Source organism: Rhizobium sp. CCGE 510 (genome assembly GCF_000292525.1).
Lineage (GTDB): Bacteria > Pseudomonadota > Alphaproteobacteria > Rhizobiales > Rhizobiaceae > Rhizobium.
The window spans coordinates 36442-57251 of record NZ_AEYF01000022.1 but is presented as its reverse complement, the minus strand read 5'-3'; the positions used below and the strand labels follow the sequence as shown (position 1 = coordinate 57251).

The window sequence follows — 20810 nt, the reverse complement described above, 5'->3', positions numbered from 1 at the left end:
TTAAAGGAGAGACGACATGACCCAGCGATTGAACTACGCCCAGCAGTCCCCCGAGCTTTTCAAGAAGTTCATGGAATTCAGCATGGCATTACGTAGCAGCGTGATCGACGAGAAGCTTCAGGCCCTCATCGAGATCCGCGCTTCGCAGATCAATGGATGCGGCTTTTGCCTCGACATGCATGTGAAGCAGGCAAAGATCCATGGCGAGACCGAGCTCAGGCTCCATCACGTTGCCATCTGGCGGGAATCCAACCTGTTCGTTCCCCGCGAGCGCGCCGCCCTTGCCTGGACCGAAGCGCTGACGAAGCTGCCTGAGGGAGGCATTCCCGACGAGATTTACGAACGGGTTCGCGGCCAGCTTTCCGAAAAGGAAATCTCCGACCTGACCTTTGTCGTCATGGCCATCAATGCCTGGAACCGCGTCAATGTCGGCTTCGAGACGGTCCCCGGCTCGGCCGACAAGGCCTACGGCCTCGATAAGGCTGGTCTGAACTAACGCTCTCAATTCATTGAGAAGATTCAACTTTGACGCTGCCGCATGCCGGCAGCGAACGGAGAACTGTTATGAAAATCGTTATCATCGGCGGAACCGGCCTCATCGGTTCAAAGACTGTCGAACGCCTGCGCAAGCGCGGCCATGACGTGATTGCCGCCTCGCCGAACTCAGGCGTCAACACGATCACCGGAGAAGGACTGGCCGAGGCGTTGCCAGGCGCCGAGGTCGTGCTCGACCTTGCCAATTCGCCCTCCTTCGAGGACAAGGCGGTGCTCGAATTCTTCGAAACCTCGGGGCGCAACCTTCTCGCCGCCGAGAAAGTCGCCGGCGTGAAACACCATATCGCACTCTCCGTCGTCGGCACCGAGCGGCTGCAGGATAGCGGCTATTTCCGCGGCAAACTCGCTCAGGAAAAGCTGATCAAAGCGTCGGGCATTCCCTACACCATCGTGCATTCGACGCAGTTCATGGAATTCCTGAACGGCATAGCCCAATCCGGCACCGTCGGCCAGACAGTCCACCTGTCGCCGGCCTACGTGCAGCCGATCGCCTCCGACGATGTCGCCGACGCGATGGCGGATGTTGCGCTGTCTCCGGCCGTCAACGCCGCGATCGAGATATCAGGGCCGGAACGGGCGCGGCTCAGCGAACTCGTCGGCCGATATCTGAAGGCGATGAAGGACCCAAGAACCGTCGAAGCCGATCCGGAAGCCAAATATTTCGGCGTCCGACTCAACGACCAGTCGCTGGTTTCCGACGACAACCCGCGGCTCGGCTCGATCACCTTCGAACAATGGTTCGCAAAATCCGCCCAGCCCAAGTGATCTGCCCCAGGACGCGACCGCTCAGGCGCGTCCTGCTCATCCAAGCAACATGGAGATTCCAATGATCAGAGCATCAGTCCTCGCCGCCGTGGCCCTCGCCTTTCTGACTGCCACCGGCGCTACCGCCCACGACAGCAGCAACTCTGCCAAGGTCACCCTCGTCTATGAGCACGAGCTTCCAAACGTACCGGGCAAGAGCATAAAAGGCGTGCTGGTCGAATACGACCCAGGCGGCTCTTCGGAAGGCCATACCCATCCGGACTCGGCCTTCATTTATGCCACCGTGCTCGAAGGATCGATCCGCAGTCAGGTCAATGACGGCCCGGTCAAAGTCTATCATACCGGCGAGAGTTTCTCCGAAATGCCGGGCGACCGGCACGGCGTCAGCGCCAACGGCAGCAAAACGAAACCCGCCCGTCTGCTCGCCGTCTTCGTCGTCGACACCAACCAGAAAGAACTGACCTATCCCCTCAAGAAGTGAGCGGGCCGATGCTTGCGCGGGCGGCCGACATGCTGAATCATATGCCGCCCGCCCTCCGGAGACCAGGACAGATGATCTACGACACGCTCTTCGGCAAACCTCTGATATCGCTCATAACAGTCGGCTTTGCCGGGATCGTCGTCTGGCACCTGCTCTCCCGCCAACGGCCGACGACGCGGCTGGTGGTACAGATCCTCTTCTTCGCCGCGATGACTTTGATCCTCGTCGGCAGCGGTATCGAACCGCACCGGTTTCAAGGATATGATTCCGACGATCCGCAGGCCCTGCTCGTCATCGTCGCGAAAACGCTCTGGTGGATTCACCTAGCATGGGCAGTCATCGGTTTCATCAGGCTGTATCTGGTGCTGGAAGGCAGTCCGCGAGAGGCTCGCCTGCTCCAGGATCTCTTCATCGGCGTCGTCTATATCGGCATTGCCCTGTCGGTTCTGGCCTTCGTCTTCGGCGTGCCGATCGGAACCCTGGTTGCGACCTCCGGCGTCGTCGCCATCATCCTCGGCCTTGCATTGCAGAGCACGCTCGCCGACGTCTTCTCCGGCATCGCGCTGACACTCGGCCGGCCATACATCATCGGCGACTGGATTCTTTTGAGCGACGGCACCGAAGGGCGCGTCGTCGAAAGCAATTGGCGCGCGACGCACATCCTGACCAGCGCAAACAATCTCGTCGTTCTGCCGAACAGTTTTCTGGCCAAGCTCGCCCTGACCAATGTCAGCCGGCCGGACGAAAGCCATCTGCTGATCCTCACCATCCGCATCGCCCCGACACGGATGCCGGCATCGGTCCGCCAGGTCATGTTATCGGCGCTCGCGAGCTGCAATTCAATCGTGCGCGAACCGCCCCCGGTCGTCGCACTGAGGGGGCTGGATGCCACGGCGCTGGAGGTCGAGCTGCAATTTCGGGTGACGAGCCCCAGCCAGCGTGTGCCGGCGCGAAACGAAGTGCTCGATCTCGTCTATCGTCACTGCAAATCGGCCGGCCTGCTTTTGGCCGTTCCGGCGGCGGCCTCGATCGTGAAGGGCGATCTGCCGACCGAAGAAAGCGCAAAGCCGCCCCGTGTGACGCCGCTCGAACTGATCGAGGCCATTCCGATCTTTGCGACGCTGACGATCGATGAAAAGCAGAAACTCGCCGAGACCACCACTGTCCGGGAGTTCCGCAAGGGCGACGTGATCGTGCAGGAGGGCGAAATGCTCCCCTCACTGATGATGGTGCGCGCCGGTGTCATCGCGGCGCGGAACGCAGGCGAGGAACGTGGCCGGCTGGCGCCAGGCGATTTCTTCGGGGAAACCGGACTGCTCGCCGGCATGCAGGAAACCTGCACCCTGGAGGCTCTGACACCAGTGACCACCTATGAGATCGACCAGGAGGCCTTCGCGCCGTTGGTTGCCGAACGCGCCGCAATGGCCGAAGAAATAGCCGAACACCTTGCCGGCCGTGCCGAGCGTTTCCGCAACGGCGCCGCCCTGCCCCCGGAACATGCCCGCAGCGCACACGCCATCCTGAAAACCATCCGTACCATCTTCAAGGCGTAGAAATCGGCACGCCCCTCAGCCGGCGCGCTTCAGCACCCATTCGAATGTGGCTCGCCAAATGTCGGCCGGCACTTCCTCGGACAAGGTACCGACCAGGTCGGAAAGCCGGACGCGCCTCAGCGTATCGCGCCAGGCCTCATCGGCTTCCCACATCACGCGCGCAACCGCGCATGGCTTGCTGTCGCAAAAACCCTGCGGCCGGCACGGATTGTTCGCCCGGATGTTGGTGCAGGTGAAGCTGCGCGCCTTCCCCTCGACCGCCTCGACGATCTCGAGAAAATTGATCTCCGACGGGACCCTGGCCAGCCTGTAGCCGCCGCTCGGGCCGAGGGTTGTCTCGACGAGCGAGGCCTGCGAAAGACCCTGGAGCGCCTTGGAGAGATATTCCTTCGGCAGGCCATGAAGCTCTGCGAGCGCCTTGGTGGAGAGATACCTGCCCTCTGGCAGGCCTGCGAGAATGGCGCAGCAATGCAGCGCCCACTCGACCTGGCTTTTCAGGATCATTCAGCAACTCGCATGACGGCTTGTCCCGGAAAGAGAATTAAGGACACATTCTATCCGAAAACCAAGTTGATGTAAATAACGCGATAAAACAGTAGCTTGCTGTAGGTCCGGCGAGCGACTCCTTAACGCTCAGCCCGTACTGGACCCTTCCCCTTCAATCGGCGCCTGGTCGGTTTCAATTCCAGCAATCAGCTTGCGCAGCAGGCCTGCAAGCGCCTCGCGCTCCTTTGCGTCAAGGGGATGCAGAAATGACATTTCGCTCGTCATGTCGGTCCGGAAGGCCTTTTCGGCGAGTGCCGCGCCAGCTTCGGTCAACGCCACCTCGATGCTGCGTCCGTCACGCTGCGACCTCTCCCTTCGGATCAGCCCAGCCTTCTGCAGCCGGTCGAGCCTGTGGGTCAGGCCGCCCGAGGAGATCATCAGCGCAGAATACATGTCGGTCGGCGTCAACCGGTACGGCGGGCCGGACCGGCGAAGCGTTGCAATCACGTCAAATTCGCCACGGTCTAGGCCGAAACCGGCGAAGGTTTGCTCGATGCTCGGACGCACGAGGTTCGACAGCCGGTAGGCCCGACCAAGGATCGCCATCGGCTCCGTATCGAGGTCGGGCAGTTCGAGCGCCCACTGCCGCCGTAGCCGATCGACATGATCCTCTTTTTTGATTCCGTCCGTCATTCTTGCCTCGCGCTGGTGACAGCGCCGACACATACACTTTCCGCCGCAGCCAAGTCACGAAATATCTTGACGGGAAGATAGTTTTGAAAATATATCTTCTCACAAAGATAAATTGGGAACAGCATGAGGGAGGCACGTCATGTTCAGGATTCTTCGCCATCAGGAGCCACGCCTCGATCAGAGCCGCACGGTCCGTTTCGAGGGCCGCGATTATGGCGGCGAGATTTCGCTGTTCATCGTCGAGAACGAACCCGGCCAAGGGCCTGACCTGCATGTTCACCCCTATTCCGAGACATGGGCCATCAGGAAAGGCGAAGCCGAGTTCACCGTGGGTGACGCTAAAACTCGGGCCTTTCCCGGCGATATCGTCGTCGTGGCCGCCAACACGCCCCACCGCTTCCAGAATGTCGGCACCGGACGGCTCGAAATCGTCTGCGTTCATGCCAGCGATACGATCGTGCAGGAATTTGTGTGAGGCGAAGCCGCCGGCGCTAACGCCCCGGAAGGCAAAGGAACAGGAGAGAACAGCAATGCCCAAGATGATTTTCGTGAACCTGCCAGCGAAAGACCTGGCTGCCTCGACCCGCTTCTACGAAGCGATCGGCTGCAGCAAGAACGAACAGTTCAGCGATCACCAGGCCTCGAACATGGTCTGGTCCGAGGCCATTGTCTTCCACCTGCTGACACGGGACTTTTTCGCTACCTTCACACCGAAGCCCGTCGCCGAAGCGCAGAAGGCGAGTGAGGTGCTGATCGCCCTGACAATGGACGACCGCAAAGAGGTGGACGCCATCGTCGAGGCGGCAACAGGCGCCGGCGGCAGGGCCGATCCGCGCGCGCCGACTGATATGGGCTGGCTCTACAACCGCGCCTTCGAGGACCCCGACGGTCATATTTTCGAAGCCGTGTGGGTCGACATGGCGGCAGCCTCCGCCTCGGGGCAGTAGCGCGTTAGGCCCCCGGTGCGGCCGGGTGTGCGGTCGAGGCGGGCTCAGGCCGTACCAGCTACAAAAACTTTTCCCCGTGGGGGAATAAAACCGCCTCGTCTCGTGTCTCATCTCAGGCATCGCAAAATTGCGTGCCCAATTCTCAAGGAGAGACATCATGCAATCCGTGAAATTCCTGTCCGTCGTGGCGGCTGCCGCCCTTGCCGCGACCGCTGCTTTCGCAGCCACTCCTGTCAAGGAAGTCGAATCCGCCAAGGGCAAGGTTCTTGCCGGCGAAAACGGCATGACCCTCTACACCTTCAAAAAGGACGCCAAGGGCGTTTCCAACTGCAACGACGATTGCGCCAAGAACTGGCCGCCGCTGATGGCCGCTGGCGGTGCCAAGGCCGATGGTGCATATTCGATCATCGACCGTAAGGATGGCACGAAGCAATGGGCCAAGGACGGCATGCCGCTTTACTACTGGGTCAAGGACAAGAAGGCGGGCGACATCACCGGCGATGGCGTCGGCGGCAACTGGGATCTCGCCAAGCCCTGATCGCCCAGACCCTGATCGCAAGAAAGCTGCCGGCGTGAAAACACCCGCACCCGAAAGTTTCGAGGGCCAGATCCTGGCCCTCATGCCCTCGCTCAGGCGCTATTCGCGCAGCCTGGCGCGGTCGGATGCCGATGGCGAGGATCTGCTCCAGGATTGTGTCGAGAAGGTTCTCACGCGCCGCGGCCAATGGCGTGGTCTCAACCTGCGCGGCTGGGTCCTGACCATCATGACCAATCTCTATCGCAACGGCCGGCGCGGCAAGGCGCGCGACGGCCTCGTCGAGCTCGACGCCGCAGGCGACATCGCCACCCCAGAACCGCCGGCCGATCCGCTGGAGCGCGCCCGGCTCGACAATGCGTTAAACAGCCTTTCGGAGGAGCATCGCGCCGTGCTGATGCTCGTGGTCATCGAGGGATACACGTATAGCGAGGTTGCCGCAGCCCTCGACATCCCCATCGGCACCGTCATGTCCCGGCTGTCGCGCGCCCGCCAGCGCGTTACCGAGCGGCTGAAAGCCGATAACATCATTACGCTTCGGAGACCGAAATGAACGAGACCAACCCGATCGTCACCGAAGCCGATCTCCACGCCTATGCTGACGGCCAGCTGCCGCAAACGGCGCGCGCCCGCATCGAGGCTTATCTCGCCGATAATCCCGACGAGGCAGCAATGGTCACCGAATGGCAGGCGCAGAATAGCGGCATCCGGTCGCTGTTTTCAGGATATGAGAAGGCGAAGGACACGGACGCCCTGCTCATCACGCCGCCGCGCACAGCCTCGTCCATGCCTAAACGCTGGACGGTCGCTGCGGCGGCCCTCGTCGTCTTCGCGCTCGGCGCCGTCAGCGGCCATTATGGCCCGGCCCTTCTGCAAAAGCCGGAGCTGCAGCTTGCCGGCTCCGAAACTCTGCCGAAGCAGGCTGAGACCGCGTTCACGGTCTACGCCGCCGAGGTTCGCCATCCGGTCGAGGTCTTCGCCGACGAGGAGGCCCATCTCGCCACCTGGCTGGGCAAGCGCCTAGCCATCCAGAATCTGAAGATCCCCAATCTGCAGCCGCTCGGTTTCAAGCTGGTCGGCGGCCGCCTGCTGCCGGTCGACGGCAGGCCGGGCGCCATGTTCATGTACGAGAACCAGGCCGGCGAGCGCCTGACCGTCTTGGTCGGCCGCAACACCGAAAACCGCACGACGAGCTTCCGCTTCGCCTCATCGGGTAATCTCGAGACCTTCTACTGGATCGACGGCGAACTCGGTTATGCCGTCACCGGCGAAATCTCCAGGCAGACGCTGCGTGATGTTGCCGAGGAATGCTACCGGCAGTTTCCGTCCTAGAGCAACTCCAGGAAAAGTGCGAAGCGGTTTTCCTTCCGGAATTGCGTAAAAACAAAAGACTAGAGCGGTTCTGCGCTTCCGTTGAACCGCTCTACAGATCAGCGCAGCGGATCGTTGGTAAGTTCGATCGGCTGCCCGTGCGGCGTCGCCTCGGCGGCCCGCTGCCAGCTCTGCTGCAGGTCGAGGATGACCGATGCATCCGCTATATCGCGGCTGACCAGCAGCTCGGAAAGGGCCACCACCCAGCAGTCGAAATAATCGCTGCCATCTTCGGCACGGCCGGGCTTATGCAACTCCTTGGAGAGGGCTTCAGCCCATTCGCCCCAGGCGAATAACTCCTTCTCATGCAGATGCACGGTCATGGCGAAAGCTTCTGCCGCCCAAGGCTCGGGAAAGACCGGATGCCCCTCCGGCGACCTCGGCAAACCTGGCGATTGCGCCAGTTGAGACGGCATCTCACAAACGCTCAAGATAGCTCTCCCACGCATCGATGGAGACCGTCAGAGATGGATCCGCCCCCTCGCCCCAGATCTCGCGGCCGTCGAAGACGACGGTGTAGAGCCATTGCGGATTTTCGCCTCGGCCGTGTGCATTATCGTCGGGGAAGACGAAAGCCTCTTGCACCGCCTCGACGACGCCCATCTTGGCGCGCGCGTAACGCGGCAGCCGCGTATGCGTCGCCGGATTGAAACTCTTCGTCCTCACCGTCTCGCCGGCAGCAAAGAGCGGCGCGGTTCCGAGCGGACGATCGCAAGGCCCGCCCTTGGCCAGCGCCGCGGGCACCATCTCCGCCTTCAGCACCCGCTTCGGCACCGCGCCGCCCTGCAGCTTTCGCCCGGAGAGCAACTCCTCGCGCATTACAAAGCCGTGCCGTTCGAGCAGGGTCTCGACGCCGCGGATCCAGATCTCGTAATAGCTGGCGGCGAGATAATCGGCCGGGGGAATATTTTCGCGTGCATGCCGGCTTTCATCGATCGTCCATGCGCCGAAAGCGCCGCAGGAAAGCGTGACGCCGAGCGCCCGCTTTTCCCATTCGGCGTGAAAACAGGGTTCGTCTTTCTCAGGCGCGACAGGCCCAAAACCCATCTGCCCACCGAGATCGTGCGGTCCGTTCATGCGAGCGCCTCCGAGCTGCCGGCAGCTGAAATCTTCGAGCTGCCTGCAACCGCCGTGCCGATCATCGCATCACGGCTGACAAAGCCGGCAAGTGCTGCCTCATCCATTCCGTCCGTGCCGTCCGGCCGTTCGGGAATGACGAGATAGCGCAGCTCCGCCGTCGAATCCCAGACGCGGATCGTCTTGTCCTTCGGCAGCGTCAGCCCGAATTCGGCAAGCACACCGCGCGGATCGATCACCGCGCGCGAGCGATAGGCCGGCGCCTTGTACCACACCGGCGGTAACCCGAGCACCGACCAGGGATAACAGGAGCAGAGCGTGCAGACGATGAGGTTATGGGTCTCGGCCGTGTTGAAGACGGCGCGCATATGCTCGCCCTGCCGGCCGGTATAACCGAGACTGGCGATCGCCGCCGTCGCATCACGCTTCAGCCAATCGGCGAAATCGGCATCGCTCCAGGCCTTGGCGACGACATGCGCACCGTTCCTCGGCCCCACCTTGGTCTCATAGGTCTCGACAATCGCATCGATTGCTGCGGGGTCGATCAGACCCTTCTCGGTCAGCAGCGTTTCCAGCGCTTTCACGCGGGCCTGCATATCGGAGTAGTGGTTGTCGTGGTGATGGTCGCCGTGGTCATGATTGTGATGATGGTCGTGATCGTCGTGCAAGGTTATCTCCTCCAAAACGGCGGTCTAAGGATGGCAAGGTGGGCGGCTTGCTCCCTCTTCTCCCCCAGCGGGGAGAAGGTGGCCCGAAGGGTCGGATGAGGGGGCCGCACGGCATGCCCTTCATGTTGCCCTTCGCTTGCGCTACGTGCATTCGCGACCTTGTCGCTCACCCCCTCATCTGCCTGCCGGCATCTTCTCCCCGCTGGGGAGAAGGGGAATCGCAGCAACGTCTCGCCCAATCCAAAACATCAAGCCGTCTCCCTTCTTTCTATCACACCCCACGAGCCCGCCAAGCCCTTCTATCCCACTCAAACTTTTCCGCTAATCTCCCGCCATGAACATTCTGATTCTCGGTGCAACCGGCTTCATAGGCTCCGTCGTCGCAGCCCGGCTCGTCGCCGATGGGCATGCCGTGACCGGGCTCGGCCGCAACCCCATGCGTGCCCGCCTGAAACAGCCGGCGATCGACTGGCGTTGTGCCGACCTCTCCCGTATGACGAAAGCGGACGACTGGGACGAGATCCTCACAGACCAGCAAGTCGTCGTCAATTGCGCCGGCGCGCTCCAGGACGGGCCGGCGGACGATGTGGCCGCTACGCAAGCCGAGGCAATGCTGGCGCTCTATCTCGCCGCCAAACGCGGGTCCCGTCCTCTGATCGTGCAGATATCGGCAAGAACGGCGGGGGCGGCGAGAGCGCTGCCCTTCCTCGCCAGCAAGCGCCGGGCCGACGAGGCGCTGGCGGCAAGCGGCCTGCCTTGCCTCATCCTGCGCCCTGCCCTCGTTCTCGGCCGCAATGCCCATGGCGGTTCGTCGCTGCTCAGGGCGCTTGCCGCCCTCCCCCTGGCGCTGCCGCTCGTCCATGCCGAAAGCCCGATCGAAACGGTGTCGGTGGACGACGTGGCGGAAGCCGTATCACGGGCGGTCGCAGGCGGCCTCCGGGGTGATATCGATCTCGCCGCCGACGAGATCCTGACACTCGCCGATCTCGTCAGTCTTCACCGGCAATGGCTGGGCCTGCCGCCCGCCCGCGTCTTTTCCCTTGCCACGTGGCTTGCAAGGCCCGTGACGTGGCTCGCCGATATGGCCGGTCATCTCGGCTGGCGTTCGCCGCTACGCTCGACGGCGATGACTGTCATGTCGGAAGGCATACGAAGCGCGAAAGGAGAGAGCAGCATCGTCGCGACATCCGCTGCGGCAACCCTTTCGGCCAATCCCTCCGGCGTGCAGGACCTCTGGTTTGCCCGGCTCTATCTCCTGAAGCCGCTCGTCATATCAGGCCTCTCCGCCTTCTGGCTGCTCTCCGGCTTGATCCCGCTGCTTGCGATCGAGAAAACATCCGCCCATTTCCTGCCATTTATGCCGGAGGCAGCCGCAACGATGCTGACACTGGCCACCTGCCTGATCGACATCGCGCTCGGCGCCGCCGTCCTTCTCCGTCCGCTGGCCAAACGCGCTCTTCTCGGCATGCTGGCCGCGTCGCTCGCCTATCTCATTGGCGCCAGCCTCCTCGAACCGGCACTCTGGCTCGATCCGCTCGGGCCGCTCGTCAAGGTGCTGCCGTCGATCCTGCTGACGCTGACAGCGCTCGCCACCCTGGATGAACGCTGATGCTCGAGCAATGGCTGTTGCTTGCCCATGTCCTCGGCGCGACCGTGCTCTTCGGCACTGGCGCCGGCATCGCCTTCTTCATGGTGATGGCACACCGGACACGAGATCCTCGACTGGTCGCTCATGTCGCCGCCACCGTCGTCGTCGCCGACACCGTCTTTACCGCCACCGCCGCCATTCTCCAGCCGGTGACCGGCACTCTGCTGGCCCGCTCGATCGGCTGGGAGCTGTCGGAGGGCTGGATTGCGCTTTCGCTGCTGCTTTACATCGTCACCGGCCTGTTTTGGCTGCCGGTCGTTTGGATCCAGATCCGGTTGCGCGATCTCGCTCGTATCGCCGCGGCGTCGGGAAGCGCCCTGCCGCCGGCTTATTTCCGCCTCTACCGCATCTGGTTCGCCTGCGGTTTTCCGGCCTTCTCAGCCGTCGTCGGCATTCTCTGGCTGATGCTGACGAAGCCGGCAATCGCTCTATTTTAGCATCGGCCAGAGGCTCGCCACCAACAGCACCGCCATGCTGATATTGAACCATTTCAGCCGCACCGGATCGGAAAGCCATTCCCTGAGCGCCGAGCCGAAGCCTGCCCATGTCGAAACGCTCGGGACATTGACCGCCGCAAAGGCGAGGCCGACGAGAAGCACGCTGACCAGATAAAGCTCCGGATTGGTATAGGTCGCCATCGCGGTGACCGCCATCACCCAGGCTTTCGGATTGACCCACTGAAAGGCGGCAGCCGAAAAGAAGGACATCGGCTCGACGCCGCTCCTGCCTTCGGCGAGTGACCGCGAAGAGGCGATTTTCCAGGCAATCCAGACGAGATAGGCGCCGCCGGCAAATTTCAGCGCCGTATAGACGGCCGGCACCGTATGCAGCACCGCGCCCAGCCCGAGGCCGACGCCGATGAGCAGCGAGAAGAAACCGACACCGATGCCGAACATATGCGGTATCGTCCTGCGGAAGCCGAAATTCACGCCCGATGCAAAAAGCATCATATTGTTTGGTCCCGGAGTGATCGACGTCGTGAAGGCGAAGACAACGAGAGCCAGAAATGTGTCCAGCGGCATGAGACCTCCCAAACCGGCCTGTTACCAGCCTGATCATTTAGGTCAGCATAACTGTCCAAAACCACCCATGCCATTGCATCATTGTCATGGTGACAGGATTACTTGAAAGATGGCGATACGGCCCAATCTCTTGCCGAACGGAAGAAAACCCATGCAGGACGATCCGATCCCATCCATTACATTCCCGAATGGCGCACAAGTGCCGGCGCTTGGCCAGGGAAGCTGGGCCATGGGCGAGGATGCCGGGCATGCCAAGGCCGAGGTTGACAGCCTTAGGTCCGGCATCGATCTCGGCATGACGCTGATCGACACCGCCGAAATGTACGGCGATGGCGGCGCCGAAGAGATCGTCGGCCAGGCAATCAGCGGACGGCGTGACGAGGTCTTCATCGTCAGCAAGGTCTATCCCTGGAATGCCAGTCTGAAAGGCACGGTCGAGGCCTGCGAGCGCAGTCTCGAACGGCTCCGCACCGACCGCATCGATCTCTATCTCCTGCACTGGCGCGGCAGCCATCCGCTTGCCGAGACCGTCGCGGCCTTCGAAATACTGAAGGCATCCGGCAAGATCCGCGCCTGGGGCGTCTCCAACTTCGACACCGACGACATGGAGGAACTGCTCGGCGTGCCCGACGGCGCCAATGTCGCCGCCAACCAGGTTCTCTATAATCTCTCCCGCCGCGGCGTCGAATTCGACCTGCTGCCCTGGTGCCAAAGCCGCAAGATTCACGTCATGGCCTATTCGCCGATCGAGCAGGGACATATCCTGCACCATCCCGAGCTGATCCGCATCGCCAAGGCCTATCAGGCAACGCCCGCCCAGCTGGCGCTGGCCTTTCTGCTGGAACGCGACGGCGTCATCGTCATCCCGAAAACCTCGAATGCCGAACGCGCGGCCGAGAATCGCGACTGCGTTTCGCTCGAGATCACCGAAGGCGACTGGGATGCCCTCGACGCCGCCTTCCCGCCGCCCACAAAGAAAAAGCCGCTGGAGATGCTTTGATCTCCAGCGGCTTTCCCAATCACTACAGCGATGGGCTTACATGCCCGGGCTGTAATCTTTACATGCCCTGCGCACCGCGGTTCATCGCGGCGATGCCGGTGCGGCAGACCTCGATGAGGCCAAGCGGCTTCATGATCGCCACGAACTGATCGATCTTCGATGACTTGCCGGTTATCTCGAGAATAAAGTGACCGACCGCCGCATCCACCACCTTGGCATGGAAAGCATCGGCAAGGCGCAGTGTCTCGGCGCGCATTTCGCCCTCGCCGATCACCTTGACCAGCGCCACTTCGCGCTCGATCGGCCGATCCTGGCCGAGTTCGCGGGCGCGCACCGTCAGGTCGACGACGCGGTGCACCGGCACGATGCGCTCGAGCTGCGCCTTGATCTGCTCCAGCACCTGCGGCGTGCCGCGCGTGACGATGGTGATGCGGGACAGATGCGCCTGATGTTCGGTCTCGGAGACCGTCAGGCTCTCGATATTGTAGCCACGGCCGGAAAACAGGCCGATGACCCGGGCAAGAACGCCCGGCTCGTTGTCGACGAGAATGGAAAGCGTGTGGCTTTCGATTGCCGCCGTTTCCGGTGAGATGAAATAGGCAGAGCCCGTGGGCTGTAGATGTGCATTCATGGTCCTAGATTTCCTCTATTTTGTTCTCAGACGAGCGCGCGGCCTTTGGCATCGATCGCGTTGGCGACCGCCTCATCAGTGGCTTCGTCCGGCAACAGCATTTCGTTGTGCGCCTTACCCGAGGGGATCATCGGGAAGCAGTTGGCGAGATTGGCAACGCGGCAATCGAAGATGACCGGCTTTCTGACCTCGATCATCTCCAGAATATTGTCGTCGAGGTGCTCCGGCTTTTCGCAACGCAGGCCGACGGCGCCATAGGCTTCCGCCAGCTTGACGAAATCGGGCATCGCCTCGGTATAGGAATTCGACAGCCGATTGCCGTGCAGCAGTTGCTGCCACTGGCGCACCATGCCCATATACTGGTTGTTCATAATGAAGATCTTGATCGGCGCATCGTGCTGGATCGCCGCCGACATTTCCTGGATGCACATCTGGATCGAGGCATCGCCGGCAATGTCGATGACGAGGCTGTCAGGATGGGCGATCTGCACGCCGAGCGCTGCCGGCAGGCCATATCCCATCGTGCCTAGGCCGCCTGAGGTCATCCAGCGGTTCGGCTGCTCGAAGCCGAAGAACTGCGCCGCCCACATCTGGTGCTGACCAACCTCGGTCGTGATGTAGGTGTCGCGGTCCCTGGTATGCGCGTAGAGCCGCTCCAGCGCATATTGCGGCATGATAACGTCGTTGCTCCTTGTGTAGGCGAAGGAGTTACGCGCCCGCCAGCGAGCGATATCGGCCCACCAGTCCTCAAGGCGGCCCTTTTCCGGCTTCTTCGGCAGCGCCCGCCACAGGCGGACCATGTCTTCGAGGACGTGACCGACATCACCGCGGATGCCGATATCGACACGGACGTTCTTGTTGATCGAAGACGGATCGATATCGATATGGATCTTCTTCGAGTTCGGCGAAAAGGCGTTGAGACGGCCGGTGATGCGGTCGTCGAAACGGGCGCCGATGCAAACCATGACGTCGCAGTCATGCATCGCCAAATTGGCTTCATAGGAGCCGTGCATGCCGAGCATCTTCAACCAGTTCTTGCCCGAAGCAGGATAGGCACCGAGGCCCATCAGCGTCGAGGTGATCGGGAAATCGGTGAGCTCGACCAGCTCGCGCAGCAGCTTGGAAGCCTCGGGTCCGGAATTGACGACGCCGCCGCCGGAATAGATGACCGGACGGCGCGCATTCGCCATGAGCTCGATCGCCGCATGGATCTGGTTAAGGTCGCCTTGGATCTTCGGCTGGTAGCTCTTCTGGATCGCGTAATCGGCGGGCGGCGTGTAGGTGCCGGTCGCAAACTGCACGTCCTTCGGAATATCGACGACGACAGGGCCCGGACGGCCGGACTGGGCGATGCGGAAAGCTTCGTGAATGACGGCAGCGAGCTGGTTGACGTCCTTGACCAGCCAATTGTGCTTGGTGCAGGGCCGGGTGATGCCGACCGTATCGCATTCCTGGAAGGCGTCGGAGCCGATCAGCGGCGTCGGGACCTGACCGGTCAGGCAGACGAGCGGGATCGAATCCATCAGCGCGTCCTGCAGCGGCGTGACCGCATTGGTAGCGCCCGGGCCCGAGGTCACCAGCATGACGCCGACCTTGCCGGTAGAGCGGGCGTAACCTTCGGCCGCATGACCGGCCCCCTGCTCGTGGCGGACGAGGATGTGCTTGACGTCTTCCTGCTGGAATATCTCGTCATAGATCGGCAGAACCGCGCCGCCGGGATAGCCGAAGATATGTTCGACGCCGTTGTCCTTCAGCGCTTTGAGAACGATCTCCGCTCCCGTCATCCGATTGCCTGCCGCCTGATTATCCGTGCTCATCTGTCTGTTCCGTTTATGCTGGGATTTGCGTTTGTGGCCGGAAGCCCGAATTTCGGGCATAAAAAAAGGCCCCGGAGGAGCCTGTCATCTAGCGCATGGGTGGCTACCGCCGGATGGTTACACCATCCTGCCCATGCGCTTTCCCACCACGATAAGAGCCGTTGCGATTTTCATGGTCGGAAGTGATAGACAGAAAATTTCGCAGCGTCAACGCATGCCGCAATAAAAACTGCCCCACGCCTGCATCCCCCGAAAATCGATAGAGTGAAGGATTTGTTAAAGGATCGACTTTATTCTTCTACGCTTCTGCATGGAGTAACCCTTTGCTCAACAACGACTTGCACACGTCTGGCAAGGCAGGCGAGCATGACCGCCGCGATGGCCATGCACCGGGAAATCGCTTTCTCGGCCGCGTCGTTGCGTGCAGCGGCTCGCGGGCGACGGTTGCTGCCGTCGCCGAGCAGGGCGGCACCGATCTGACTGAACTCTGGTCCGTCGGCCGGCTGATTTCGATCAGTGTCGGCCGCAACCGTGTCGTCGCCCTCGTTTACCAGATGAACACCGGCAGCCATGCCTGGGGCGAAGGCGAGGACAATTATTTCAGGATCGAGACCGAGTTGCTCGGCGAAGTCCGTGTCGATGAGGACGGGCGCGAAGAATTCTCGACCGGCATCTCGTGTTATCCCTATCTCGGCGCCATCGCCCACCGCATCCGCGCTGCCGACCTGGTACGCATCTATGATGCCGGAGAGGGTACGACCGCCGTCATCGGCAAGCTGACTCAGGACGAAAGCATCGACGCGGCCATCCACATCCCCTCGATGCTCTCCAAGCATTTCGCCGTCGTCGGCTCCACCGGCGTCGGCAAGTCGACGGCCGTATCGCTGCTCCTGCACAAGGCGATTGCCGCCAACCCGAAGCTGCGGGTGTTGATCCTCGATCCGCATAACGAATTCGCCGCCGCCTTTCCCAACCACGCTGTCACCATCGATACCGACACGCTCGACCTGCCCTTCTGGCTGATGCGGCTGGAGGAATTCGCCGAGGTCGTCTTTCGCGGCCGCCCGCCGGTGCCGGAAGAGCTCGACATGCTGCGCGATATCCTGCCCGAGGCCAAGCGCGCCTTCCGCGGCAGCGACAATTCACTGGTGCGCCGCACGACGGAAAAGAGTTCCATCACCGCCGACACACCGGTGCCTTACCGCATGGCCGATCTGCTGGCGCTGATCGACGAGCGTATCGGCCGCCTGGAAGGCCGTACGGAAAAGCCCTTCCTGCGGTCGCTGAAGATGCGCCTCATCGCCGCGATCAACGATCCGCGCTACCACTTCATGTTCTCCAACAACACGATCAGCGACACGATCACCGAGACCATCGCGCAGATCTTCCGCGTCCCCGGCGAGAACCGGCCGATCTGCACCTTCCAGCTTGCCGGCATCCCCTCCGAGGTCGTCAATTCGGTCGCTTCCGTACTCTGCCGCATGGCCTTCGAGGTGGCGCTGTGGAGCGAAGGCGCCATCCACATGCTGGTCGTTTGCGAAGAAGCCCACCGCTACATCCCCTCCGATCCGAGCCTCGGCTTCGTGCCGACGCGCCAGGCAATCGCCCGCATCGCCAAGGAGGGACGCAAATACGGCGTCTCGCTCGGCATCATCACCCAGCGGCCCGGCGAGCTCGACCAGACAATCCTCTCGCAGTGCTCGACACTGTTTGCCATGCGCCTTGCCAACGACCGAGACCAGGAAATCATCCGCTCGGCCATCCCGAATTCGTCGATCTCGACGACGAGTTTCATCTCGTCGATCGGCAACGGCGAGGCGATCGCCTTCGGCGAGGCGATCAGCGTGCCGATGCGCATGCGCTTTTCGCGCGTCGACGAGAGCCTTCTGCCGAAGGCGAACAGCGCCAACAACAAAAACAGTGAGGAAGATCCGGATACGGTTGATCTGCGCAAGATCGTCACCCGCATGCGGGCGGTCAGTGTCGGACCCGACATCTCGAATTTCCAGGGGAGCTATACTGCGTCCGCCGCGGGCCCCGACGAGGCCGATGCAGCCGACGAGGATCTCGACGCAACGCCCTACGCGCCGCCTTCGCCGTCGTCCGCTCCGCTCGAATCCTACCGGCGCGAACTGCTGCCGCAGACGCCGCGACTGGACCCGGCCGCGCAGCCGGCGATTGATCCCCGGCTGGACGCACTCCGCCGCGAGATGCGCCGCGACGAGCCGGTCTTTCCCCGGCCGGCACCACCGACGGATCAGCCCGTGATCTCCCGCCGGGAGCCCGGCACGTCGCTGCGCGAAAGCATCCTGAAAAAACCGCTGAGCAGCCTCTACAACAAGGATTGACGCTTACGCTCGATCTCCGAAGAATGACCCGAAAAGCGGAGCGGTTTTCGGACTACATATGCCCTACCGTTCTAAGGCGATCAGAGGCTCGACAGCGTCGAGCACACGCTGCCGATCCATCGGCACAAGCGGCAAGAGAGGCCGCGGCAACTGTACCTGGGCGAGCGAAAGAACGTCGACCAGCGTATAGACCACACGGATGCTTCCGAAATCCTTGAACGTTTTCCAGAGCGGCTGCAGGAGCCCATCGAGCCGGTGCGTCTCAGCGCGGTCTCCGGCAATCGCGGCTGTGGTTAGCGCAAGAGCAATACGCGGAAACAAGCCGCCGACGACGCTGTACCAGCCGTCGGCACCGGAGAGGAGCGCCTCGGCAGCGCCCCAGTCGCCGCTGTAGCCGATCTCAAGGTTCGTCTTCTCACGCAATGCCGCCAGTTCGCTTTTGAAGTCGCTGTCAACCGGCAGAGGCATCTTCACCGCCCTGATCGTCTCGATATCGGAGAGCCGCTGCAGCAGGTCCCGGCTGAAGCTGAAGTGGGTCGTGCCGGGATTGTTGTAGATGCATAGCGGCAGCTTCGCCGCCTTGGTGACCGCGAGGAAGTGCTGGTAGGCTTCTTCCTGGGTCAACGGCGTATAGGAGACAGGCGCCAGCAAAAGCGCGTCTGCACCAGCGGCCTCGGCATCCTTGGCGAGATCGACAGCATGGTCCGTCCGGAGGGCACCGGCGCCGACAACGAGGGGAACGCGACCTGCGACGCACTCGACCGCAGCTTGAACGGCCCTCAGCCGCTCCTCACGCGTGAGAAAGGCATAGATTCCGGTGCTGCCCAGAAGGCCGATGGAGGCGACGCCTGCGTCACAAAGGCGATCCAGCAAGCGGCAGAGGGATTCGGTGTCCACGCGGCCATCCATATCGGCGGGGGTCGGCGGAAAGGCGGAGAGGCCATGAAACGGTGAAGCGACAGACATGATGCGATCCTAAAAAGACGGTCGATGGGAGAACAACAGGCACGATCCGGGCAGCGGCGAAGAACACGGGGAGATTTCCCTCGGTCGCCGATACAGCCTTTCGTATCGGCACCGGTATCGACTACCAATGACACTTATCAGATCTCCTACAATCGCGAAGCAGCGCTGATCAGATCGAAGCCGGATGATTCCGTCACATGTGCCTGATCGGATCGACCGGGAGCCGTCGACGAAGGCAGGCTCTCATGGTCACGAACAACCGCACGAATGAAAGAGGATCTTGCCCAATGCCCAACACAAGTGCGGCAGCTGAACGACTTCGCCGCCTTGCCTAGACGCTCAGCCGTTCCCAGCTGTCATCCATCTGGTTGCGGAACCAGGTCATTTGCCGCTTGGCATATTGCCGCGTTGCCGCAGCCCCCTTCTCCAGCACCTCGTCGCGCGTCATCTCGCCCTTCTGCATCGCCGCGATCTGCGACACTCCGATTGCCTTCATCACAGGCGCCTCGGCCGGCAGGCCGAGCGCCAGCAACGTCTTCACCTCGTCCTCCGCGCCTTGGCCCAGCATCTTTTCGAAACGCCCGTTGATGCGCTGATGCAGCACCGCCCTGTCCGGCAGCACGACAATCTTGCGGGCCTGGCCGCCGTCGATCACCACCGGTCCCGCCCGACCCTGGAAATCGGCGATCGACCGCCCCGTCGCCTTCATCACCTCCAGCGCCCGGACGATGCGCTGCCCGTCCTGGCGGTTGAGGCTTGCCGCCATGACGGGATCGGCCTCGGCAAGTTCGGCATAAAGCTCCTCCGGCCCCTCCTCCAGCAGCCGCGTCCTGAATTCCTCCCGCAGTGCCTCGGGTATCTCGGGCATATCGGAGAGGCCCCCAGTCAGCGCCTTGAAATAAAGCCCGGTGCCGCCGACGAAGACCGGCAGCCGGCCTGCGGCCTTGAGCGCCGGCAGCAGCGCGGCGACATCGCGCAGCCAGGCGCCAGTGGAATAGCCGGCACCTGCCGGCACATGACCGTAGAGATGATGCGGCACACCCTGCATTTCCTCCTCCGACGGGCGCGCGGTCAGCACTTGCAGCGTGTCGTAGACCTGCATGCTATCGGCGTTGACGACCGCGCCGCCATGGCGCTTTGCCAGTTCGACGGCGAGCGCGGACTTGCCGCTGGCGGTCGGCCCGGTTATCAGGATCGCGTTCACTGTGCTCAGAAGGTTTTCCATCATGGCTCTCGTTGCCACGCTTGTTGCCAATCCGTCAAATCCCGTGCTGACACCCGCGATCGCCGAACGGGCGGCCGAGGCGGTGAACGCTGCCGGCCTCTACTGGCTGGCCGACGGCATCGCCTGCGACATCGCGCTGCGTGACGGCATGGATGCGCAAGCGGCCGAGGCCGATATTCTTGCCGTCATATCAGGCGCGCCGATCGACCTCGTCATCCAGGAGCAGGATAGCCGCCGCAAGAAGCTGCTGATCGCCGACATGGATTCGACGATGATTGGCCAGGAATGCATCGACGAACTAGCCGCCGAAGTCGGCCTGAAGGAGAAGGTCGCGACCATCACCGCCCGCGCCATGAACGGCGAGATCGCCTTCGAGCCCGCTTTGCGTGAACGCGTCGCCCTCTTGAAGGGCCTGCCGATATCGGTCGTCGACGAAGTGATCGCCAAGCGCATCACGCTGACATCAGGCGGTCCGGAACTGATCGCCACCATGAAGTCGAAAGGTCACTACACCGCCCTCGTCTCCGGCGGCTTCACCGTCTTCACCAGCCGCATCGCCGCTACCCTCGGGTTTGATGAGAACCGCGCCAACACGCTGCTCGAAGACGGCGGCATTCTCTCCGGCTTCGTCGCCGAACCGATCCTCGGCAAGCAGGCCAAGGTCGATGCGCTGAACGAAATTTCAGCTCGTCTCGGCATTTCGCCGGAAGAAGCACTCGCCGTCGGCGACGGCGCCAACGACCTCGGCATGCTCCACCTCGCCGGCGCCGGCGTCGCCCTCCACGCCAAGCCGGCTGTTGCCGCCGAAGCGCAGATGCGCATCAACCACGGCGACCTGACCGCGCTGCTTTACATCCAGGGCTATCGGAAGACGGATTTCGTGACGGGTTGAATGTTTAGCTCACCGTCTCTGGACGGTTACTAAACCAAACCCAGTCACCATCCGACGCGTCGGCATGGAATTTGGCGCGAACGCTTACCCCAATCTCCCTCATCCCTGTGCTCGTCACAGGGATCCAGCG

At 62.2% G+C, this 20810-nt stretch carries 24 protein-coding genes; 14 read left to right on the top strand and 10 right to left on the bottom strand.

Annotated features, from left to right (window positions below):
- The first annotated feature begins 16 nt into the window (after positions 1 to 16).
- From RCCGE510_RS12025 to RCCGE510_RS12010, 4 genes are all read left to right on the top strand, one after another.
- On the top strand, positions 17 to 496 hold the full coding sequence (locus RCCGE510_RS12025; RefSeq protein WP_007630250.1) for a carboxymuconolactone decarboxylase family protein: 480 nt from the start codon (positions 17 to 19) through the stop codon (positions 494 to 496).
- Positions 497 to 564: 68 nt separating this feature from the next.
- Positions 565 to 1320 (top strand): SDR family oxidoreductase, encoded by a 756-nt coding sequence (locus tag RCCGE510_RS12020; protein WP_007630249.1) that lies wholly within the window; start codon positions 565 to 567, stop codon positions 1318 to 1320.
- 61 nt (positions 1321 to 1381) lie between these two features.
- A complete protein-coding gene (locus RCCGE510_RS12015; protein ID WP_007630247.1) occupies positions 1382 to 1801 on the top strand; it encodes a cupin domain-containing protein in 420 nt (139 codons plus the stop codon).
- A gap of 71 nt (positions 1802 to 1872) precedes the next feature.
- Positions 1873 to 3354 (top strand): mechanosensitive ion channel family protein, encoded by a 1482-nt coding sequence (locus RCCGE510_RS12010; RefSeq protein WP_007630244.1) that lies wholly within the window; start codon positions 1873 to 1875, stop codon positions 3352 to 3354.
- Between the two features lie 15 nt (positions 3355 to 3369).
- Here RCCGE510_RS12010 and RCCGE510_RS12005 read toward each other — a convergent pair whose 3' ends face one another.
- Together RCCGE510_RS12005 and RCCGE510_RS12000 are read right to left on the bottom strand one after the other, a co-directional pair.
- Positions 3370 to 3858 (bottom strand): Rrf2 family transcriptional regulator, encoded by a 489-nt coding sequence (locus tag RCCGE510_RS12005; RefSeq protein WP_007630242.1) that lies wholly within the window; start codon positions 3856 to 3858, stop codon positions 3370 to 3372.
- A gap of 129 nt (positions 3859 to 3987) precedes the next feature.
- Positions 3988 to 4533, bottom strand: a complete 546-nt coding sequence (locus tag RCCGE510_RS12000) for a MarR family transcriptional regulator (RefSeq protein WP_007630240.1) — start codon at positions 4531 to 4533, stop codon at positions 3988 to 3990.
- A gap of 139 nt (positions 4534 to 4672) precedes the next feature.
- Here RCCGE510_RS12000 and RCCGE510_RS11995 point away from each other — a divergent pair, with 139 nt between their 5' ends.
- The 5 genes from RCCGE510_RS11995 to RCCGE510_RS11975 all read left to right on the top strand — a co-directional run bounded on the left by RCCGE510_RS11995 (position 4673) and on the right by RCCGE510_RS11975 (position 7347).
- Positions 4673 to 5008 (top strand): cupin domain-containing protein, encoded by a 336-nt coding sequence (locus RCCGE510_RS11995; RefSeq protein ID WP_007630238.1) that lies wholly within the window; start codon positions 4673 to 4675, stop codon positions 5006 to 5008.
- Positions 5009 to 5063: 55 nt separating this feature from the next.
- Positions 5064 to 5480: a VOC family protein gene (locus tag RCCGE510_RS11990; RefSeq protein WP_007630237.1), complete on the top strand. Its 417-nt coding sequence runs from the start codon at positions 5064 to 5066 to the stop codon at positions 5478 to 5480.
- Between the two features lie 157 nt (positions 5481 to 5637).
- Positions 5638 to 6018, top strand: a complete 381-nt coding sequence (locus tag RCCGE510_RS11985; protein WP_007630236.1) for a hypothetical protein — start codon at positions 5638 to 5640, stop codon at positions 6016 to 6018.
- 34 nt (positions 6019 to 6052) lie between these two features.
- Entirely contained in the window at positions 6053 to 6568 is a 516-nt protein-coding gene (locus RCCGE510_RS11980; RefSeq protein WP_007630232.1) for an RNA polymerase sigma factor, read from the top strand.
- Positions 6565 to 7347 carry an anti-sigma factor gene (locus RCCGE510_RS11975; protein WP_007630231.1) on the top strand — a complete coding sequence of 261 codons (783 nt, stop codon included), beginning with the start codon at positions 6565 to 6567 and terminating at the stop codon, positions 7345 to 7347. The genes RCCGE510_RS11980 and RCCGE510_RS11975 overlap by 4 nt, the downstream gene beginning before the upstream one ends.
- Positions 7348 to 7445: 98 nt before the next feature.
- On the opposite strand, the gene RCCGE510_RS11970 is transcribed toward RCCGE510_RS11975, so the two are convergent.
- The 3 genes from RCCGE510_RS11970 to nthA are packed head-to-tail and all read right to left on the bottom strand — an operon-like array spanning position 7446 to position 9131.
- Positions 7446 to 7817 carry a nitrile hydratase accessory protein gene (locus RCCGE510_RS11970; protein ID WP_037078440.1) on the bottom strand — a complete coding sequence of 124 codons (372 nt, stop codon included), beginning with the start codon at positions 7815 to 7817 and terminating at the stop codon, positions 7446 to 7448.
- Positions 7804 to 8463 (bottom strand): nitrile hydratase subunit beta, encoded by a 660-nt coding sequence (gene nthB, locus RCCGE510_RS11965; protein ID WP_007630229.1) that lies wholly within the window; start codon positions 8461 to 8463, stop codon positions 7804 to 7806. The genes RCCGE510_RS11970 and nthB overlap by 14 nt, the downstream gene beginning before the upstream one ends.
- A complete protein-coding gene (nthA, locus tag RCCGE510_RS11960; protein WP_007630227.1) occupies positions 8460 to 9131 on the bottom strand; it encodes a nitrile hydratase subunit alpha in 672 nt (223 codons plus the stop codon). Before nthA ends, nthB begins: the two co-directional genes overlap by 4 nt.
- A gap of 334 nt (positions 9132 to 9465) precedes the next feature.
- On the opposite strand from nthA, the gene RCCGE510_RS11955 reads away from it, so the two are divergent.
- Both RCCGE510_RS11955 and RCCGE510_RS11950 read left to right on the top strand, forming a co-directional pair.
- A complete protein-coding gene (locus RCCGE510_RS11955) occupies positions 9466 to 10740 on the top strand; it encodes an SDR family oxidoreductase (protein ID WP_007630225.1) in 1275 nt (424 codons plus the stop codon).
- Positions 10740 to 11216 (top strand): DUF2269 domain-containing protein, encoded by a 477-nt coding sequence (locus RCCGE510_RS11950; RefSeq protein WP_007630223.1) that lies wholly within the window; start codon positions 10740 to 10742, stop codon positions 11214 to 11216. The genes RCCGE510_RS11955 and RCCGE510_RS11950 overlap by 1 nt, the downstream gene beginning before the upstream one ends.
- On the opposite strand, the gene RCCGE510_RS11945 is transcribed toward RCCGE510_RS11950, so the two are convergent.
- Entirely contained in the window at positions 11208 to 11801 is a 594-nt protein-coding gene (locus tag RCCGE510_RS11945) for a LysE family translocator (RefSeq protein ID WP_007630221.1), read from the bottom strand. The genes RCCGE510_RS11950 and RCCGE510_RS11945 overlap by 9 nt on opposite strands.
- Before the next feature lie 151 nt (positions 11802 to 11952).
- On the opposite strand from RCCGE510_RS11945, the gene RCCGE510_RS11940 reads away from it, so the two are divergent.
- On the top strand, positions 11953 to 12801 hold the full coding sequence (locus RCCGE510_RS11940) for an aldo/keto reductase (RefSeq protein WP_007630219.1): 849 nt from the start codon (positions 11953 to 11955) through the stop codon (positions 12799 to 12801).
- 58 nt (positions 12802 to 12859) lie between these two features.
- Here the strand turns inward: RCCGE510_RS11940 and ilvN are convergent, their stop codons facing one another.
- Positions 12860 to 13432 carry an acetolactate synthase small subunit gene (gene ilvN, locus RCCGE510_RS11935; protein WP_007630216.1) on the bottom strand — a complete coding sequence of 191 codons (573 nt, stop codon included), beginning with the start codon at positions 13430 to 13432 and terminating at the stop codon, positions 12860 to 12862.
- A 26-nt stretch (positions 13433 to 13458) separates the two neighbouring features.
- Positions 13459 to 15249, bottom strand: coding sequence for an acetolactate synthase 3 large subunit (locus RCCGE510_RS11930; protein WP_037078436.1), 1791 nt, complete (start codon positions 15247 to 15249; stop codon positions 13459 to 13461).
- Positions 15250 to 15572: 323 nt separating this feature from the next.
- Between RCCGE510_RS11930 and RCCGE510_RS11925 the strand changes: the two genes are divergently transcribed.
- The gene (locus tag RCCGE510_RS11925) at positions 15573 to 17597 is read left to right on the top strand and encodes an ATP-binding protein (RefSeq protein WP_007630213.1); all 2025 of its coding nucleotides are present in this window, start codon (positions 15573 to 15575) and stop codon (positions 17595 to 17597) included.
- A 63-nt stretch (positions 17598 to 17660) separates the two neighbouring features.
- On the opposite strand, the gene RCCGE510_RS11920 is transcribed toward RCCGE510_RS11925, so the two are convergent.
- Positions 17661 to 18563: a dihydrodipicolinate synthase family protein gene (locus tag RCCGE510_RS11920; RefSeq protein WP_007630212.1), complete on the bottom strand. Its 903-nt coding sequence runs from the start codon at positions 18561 to 18563 to the stop codon at positions 17661 to 17663.
- Between the two features lie 331 nt (positions 18564 to 18894).
- Positions 18895 to 19791, bottom strand: coding sequence for a tRNA (adenosine(37)-N6)-dimethylallyltransferase MiaA (gene miaA, locus RCCGE510_RS11915; RefSeq protein WP_192815302.1), 897 nt, complete (start codon positions 19789 to 19791; stop codon positions 18895 to 18897).
- On the opposite strand from miaA, the gene serB reads away from it, so the two are divergent.
- The gene (gene serB, locus RCCGE510_RS11910; RefSeq protein WP_007630209.1) at positions 19790 to 20680 is read left to right on the top strand and encodes a phosphoserine phosphatase SerB; all 891 of its coding nucleotides are present in this window, start codon (positions 19790 to 19792) and stop codon (positions 20678 to 20680) included. The two genes, miaA and serB, sit on opposite strands and share 2 nt — an antisense overlap.
- Positions 20681 to 20810 lie beyond the last annotated feature (130 nt).

Coding starts and splice junctions, on each gene's coding strand:
- RCCGE510_RS12025 (WP_007630250.1), top strand. CDS start 17: ATGACCCAGCGATTGAACTACGCCCAGCAGTCCCCCGAGCTTTTCAAG.
- RCCGE510_RS12020 (WP_007630249.1), top strand. CDS start 565: ATGAAAATCGTTATCATCGGCGGAACCGGCCTCATCGGTTCAAAGACT.
- RCCGE510_RS12015 (WP_007630247.1), top strand. CDS start 1,382: ATGATCAGAGCATCAGTCCTCGCCGCCGTGGCCCTCGCCTTTCTGACT.
- RCCGE510_RS12010 (WP_007630244.1), top strand. CDS start 1,873: ATGATCTACGACACGCTCTTCGGCAAACCTCTGATATCGCTCATAACA.
- RCCGE510_RS12005 (WP_007630242.1), bottom strand. CDS start 3,858: ATGATCCTGAAAAGCCAGGTCGAGTGGGCGCTGCATTGCTGCGCCATT.
- RCCGE510_RS12000 (WP_007630240.1), bottom strand. CDS start 4,533: ATGACGGACGGAATCAAAAAAGAGGATCATGTCGATCGGCTACGGCGG.
- RCCGE510_RS11995 (WP_007630238.1), top strand. CDS start 4,673: ATGTTCAGGATTCTTCGCCATCAGGAGCCACGCCTCGATCAGAGCCGC.
- RCCGE510_RS11990 (WP_007630237.1), top strand. CDS start 5,064: ATGCCCAAGATGATTTTCGTGAACCTGCCAGCGAAAGACCTGGCTGCC.
- RCCGE510_RS11985 (WP_007630236.1), top strand. CDS start 5,638: ATGCAATCCGTGAAATTCCTGTCCGTCGTGGCGGCTGCCGCCCTTGCC.
- RCCGE510_RS11975 (WP_007630231.1), top strand. CDS start 6,565: ATGAACGAGACCAACCCGATCGTCACCGAAGCCGATCTCCACGCCTAT.
- nthB (WP_007630229.1), bottom strand. CDS start 8,463: ATGAACGGACCGCACGATCTCGGTGGGCAGATGGGTTTTGGGCCTGTC.
- RCCGE510_RS11955 (WP_007630225.1), top strand. CDS start 9,466: ATGAACATTCTGATTCTCGGTGCAACCGGCTTCATAGGCTCCGTCGTC.
- RCCGE510_RS11950 (WP_007630223.1), top strand. CDS start 10,740: ATGCTCGAGCAATGGCTGTTGCTTGCCCATGTCCTCGGCGCGACCGTG.
- RCCGE510_RS11945 (WP_007630221.1), bottom strand. CDS start 11,801: ATGCCGCTGGACACATTTCTGGCTCTCGTTGTCTTCGCCTTCACGACG.
- RCCGE510_RS11940 (WP_007630219.1), top strand. CDS start 11,953: ATGCAGGACGATCCGATCCCATCCATTACATTCCCGAATGGCGCACAA.
- ilvN (WP_007630216.1), bottom strand. CDS start 13,432: ATGAATGCACATCTACAGCCCACGGGCTCTGCCTATTTCATCTCACCG.
- RCCGE510_RS11930 (WP_037078436.1), bottom strand. CDS start 15,249: ATGAGCACGGATAATCAGGCGGCAGGCAATCGGATGACGGGAGCGGAG.
- RCCGE510_RS11920 (WP_007630212.1), bottom strand. CDS start 18,563: ATGTCTGTCGCTTCACCGTTTCATGGCCTCTCCGCCTTTCCGCCGACC.
- serB (WP_007630209.1), top strand. CDS start 19,790: ATGGCTCTCGTTGCCACGCTTGTTGCCAATCCGTCAAATCCCGTGCTG.
- miaA (WP_192815302.1), bottom strand. CDS start 19,791: ATGATGGAAAACCTTCTGAGCACAGTGAACGCGATCCTGATAACCGGG.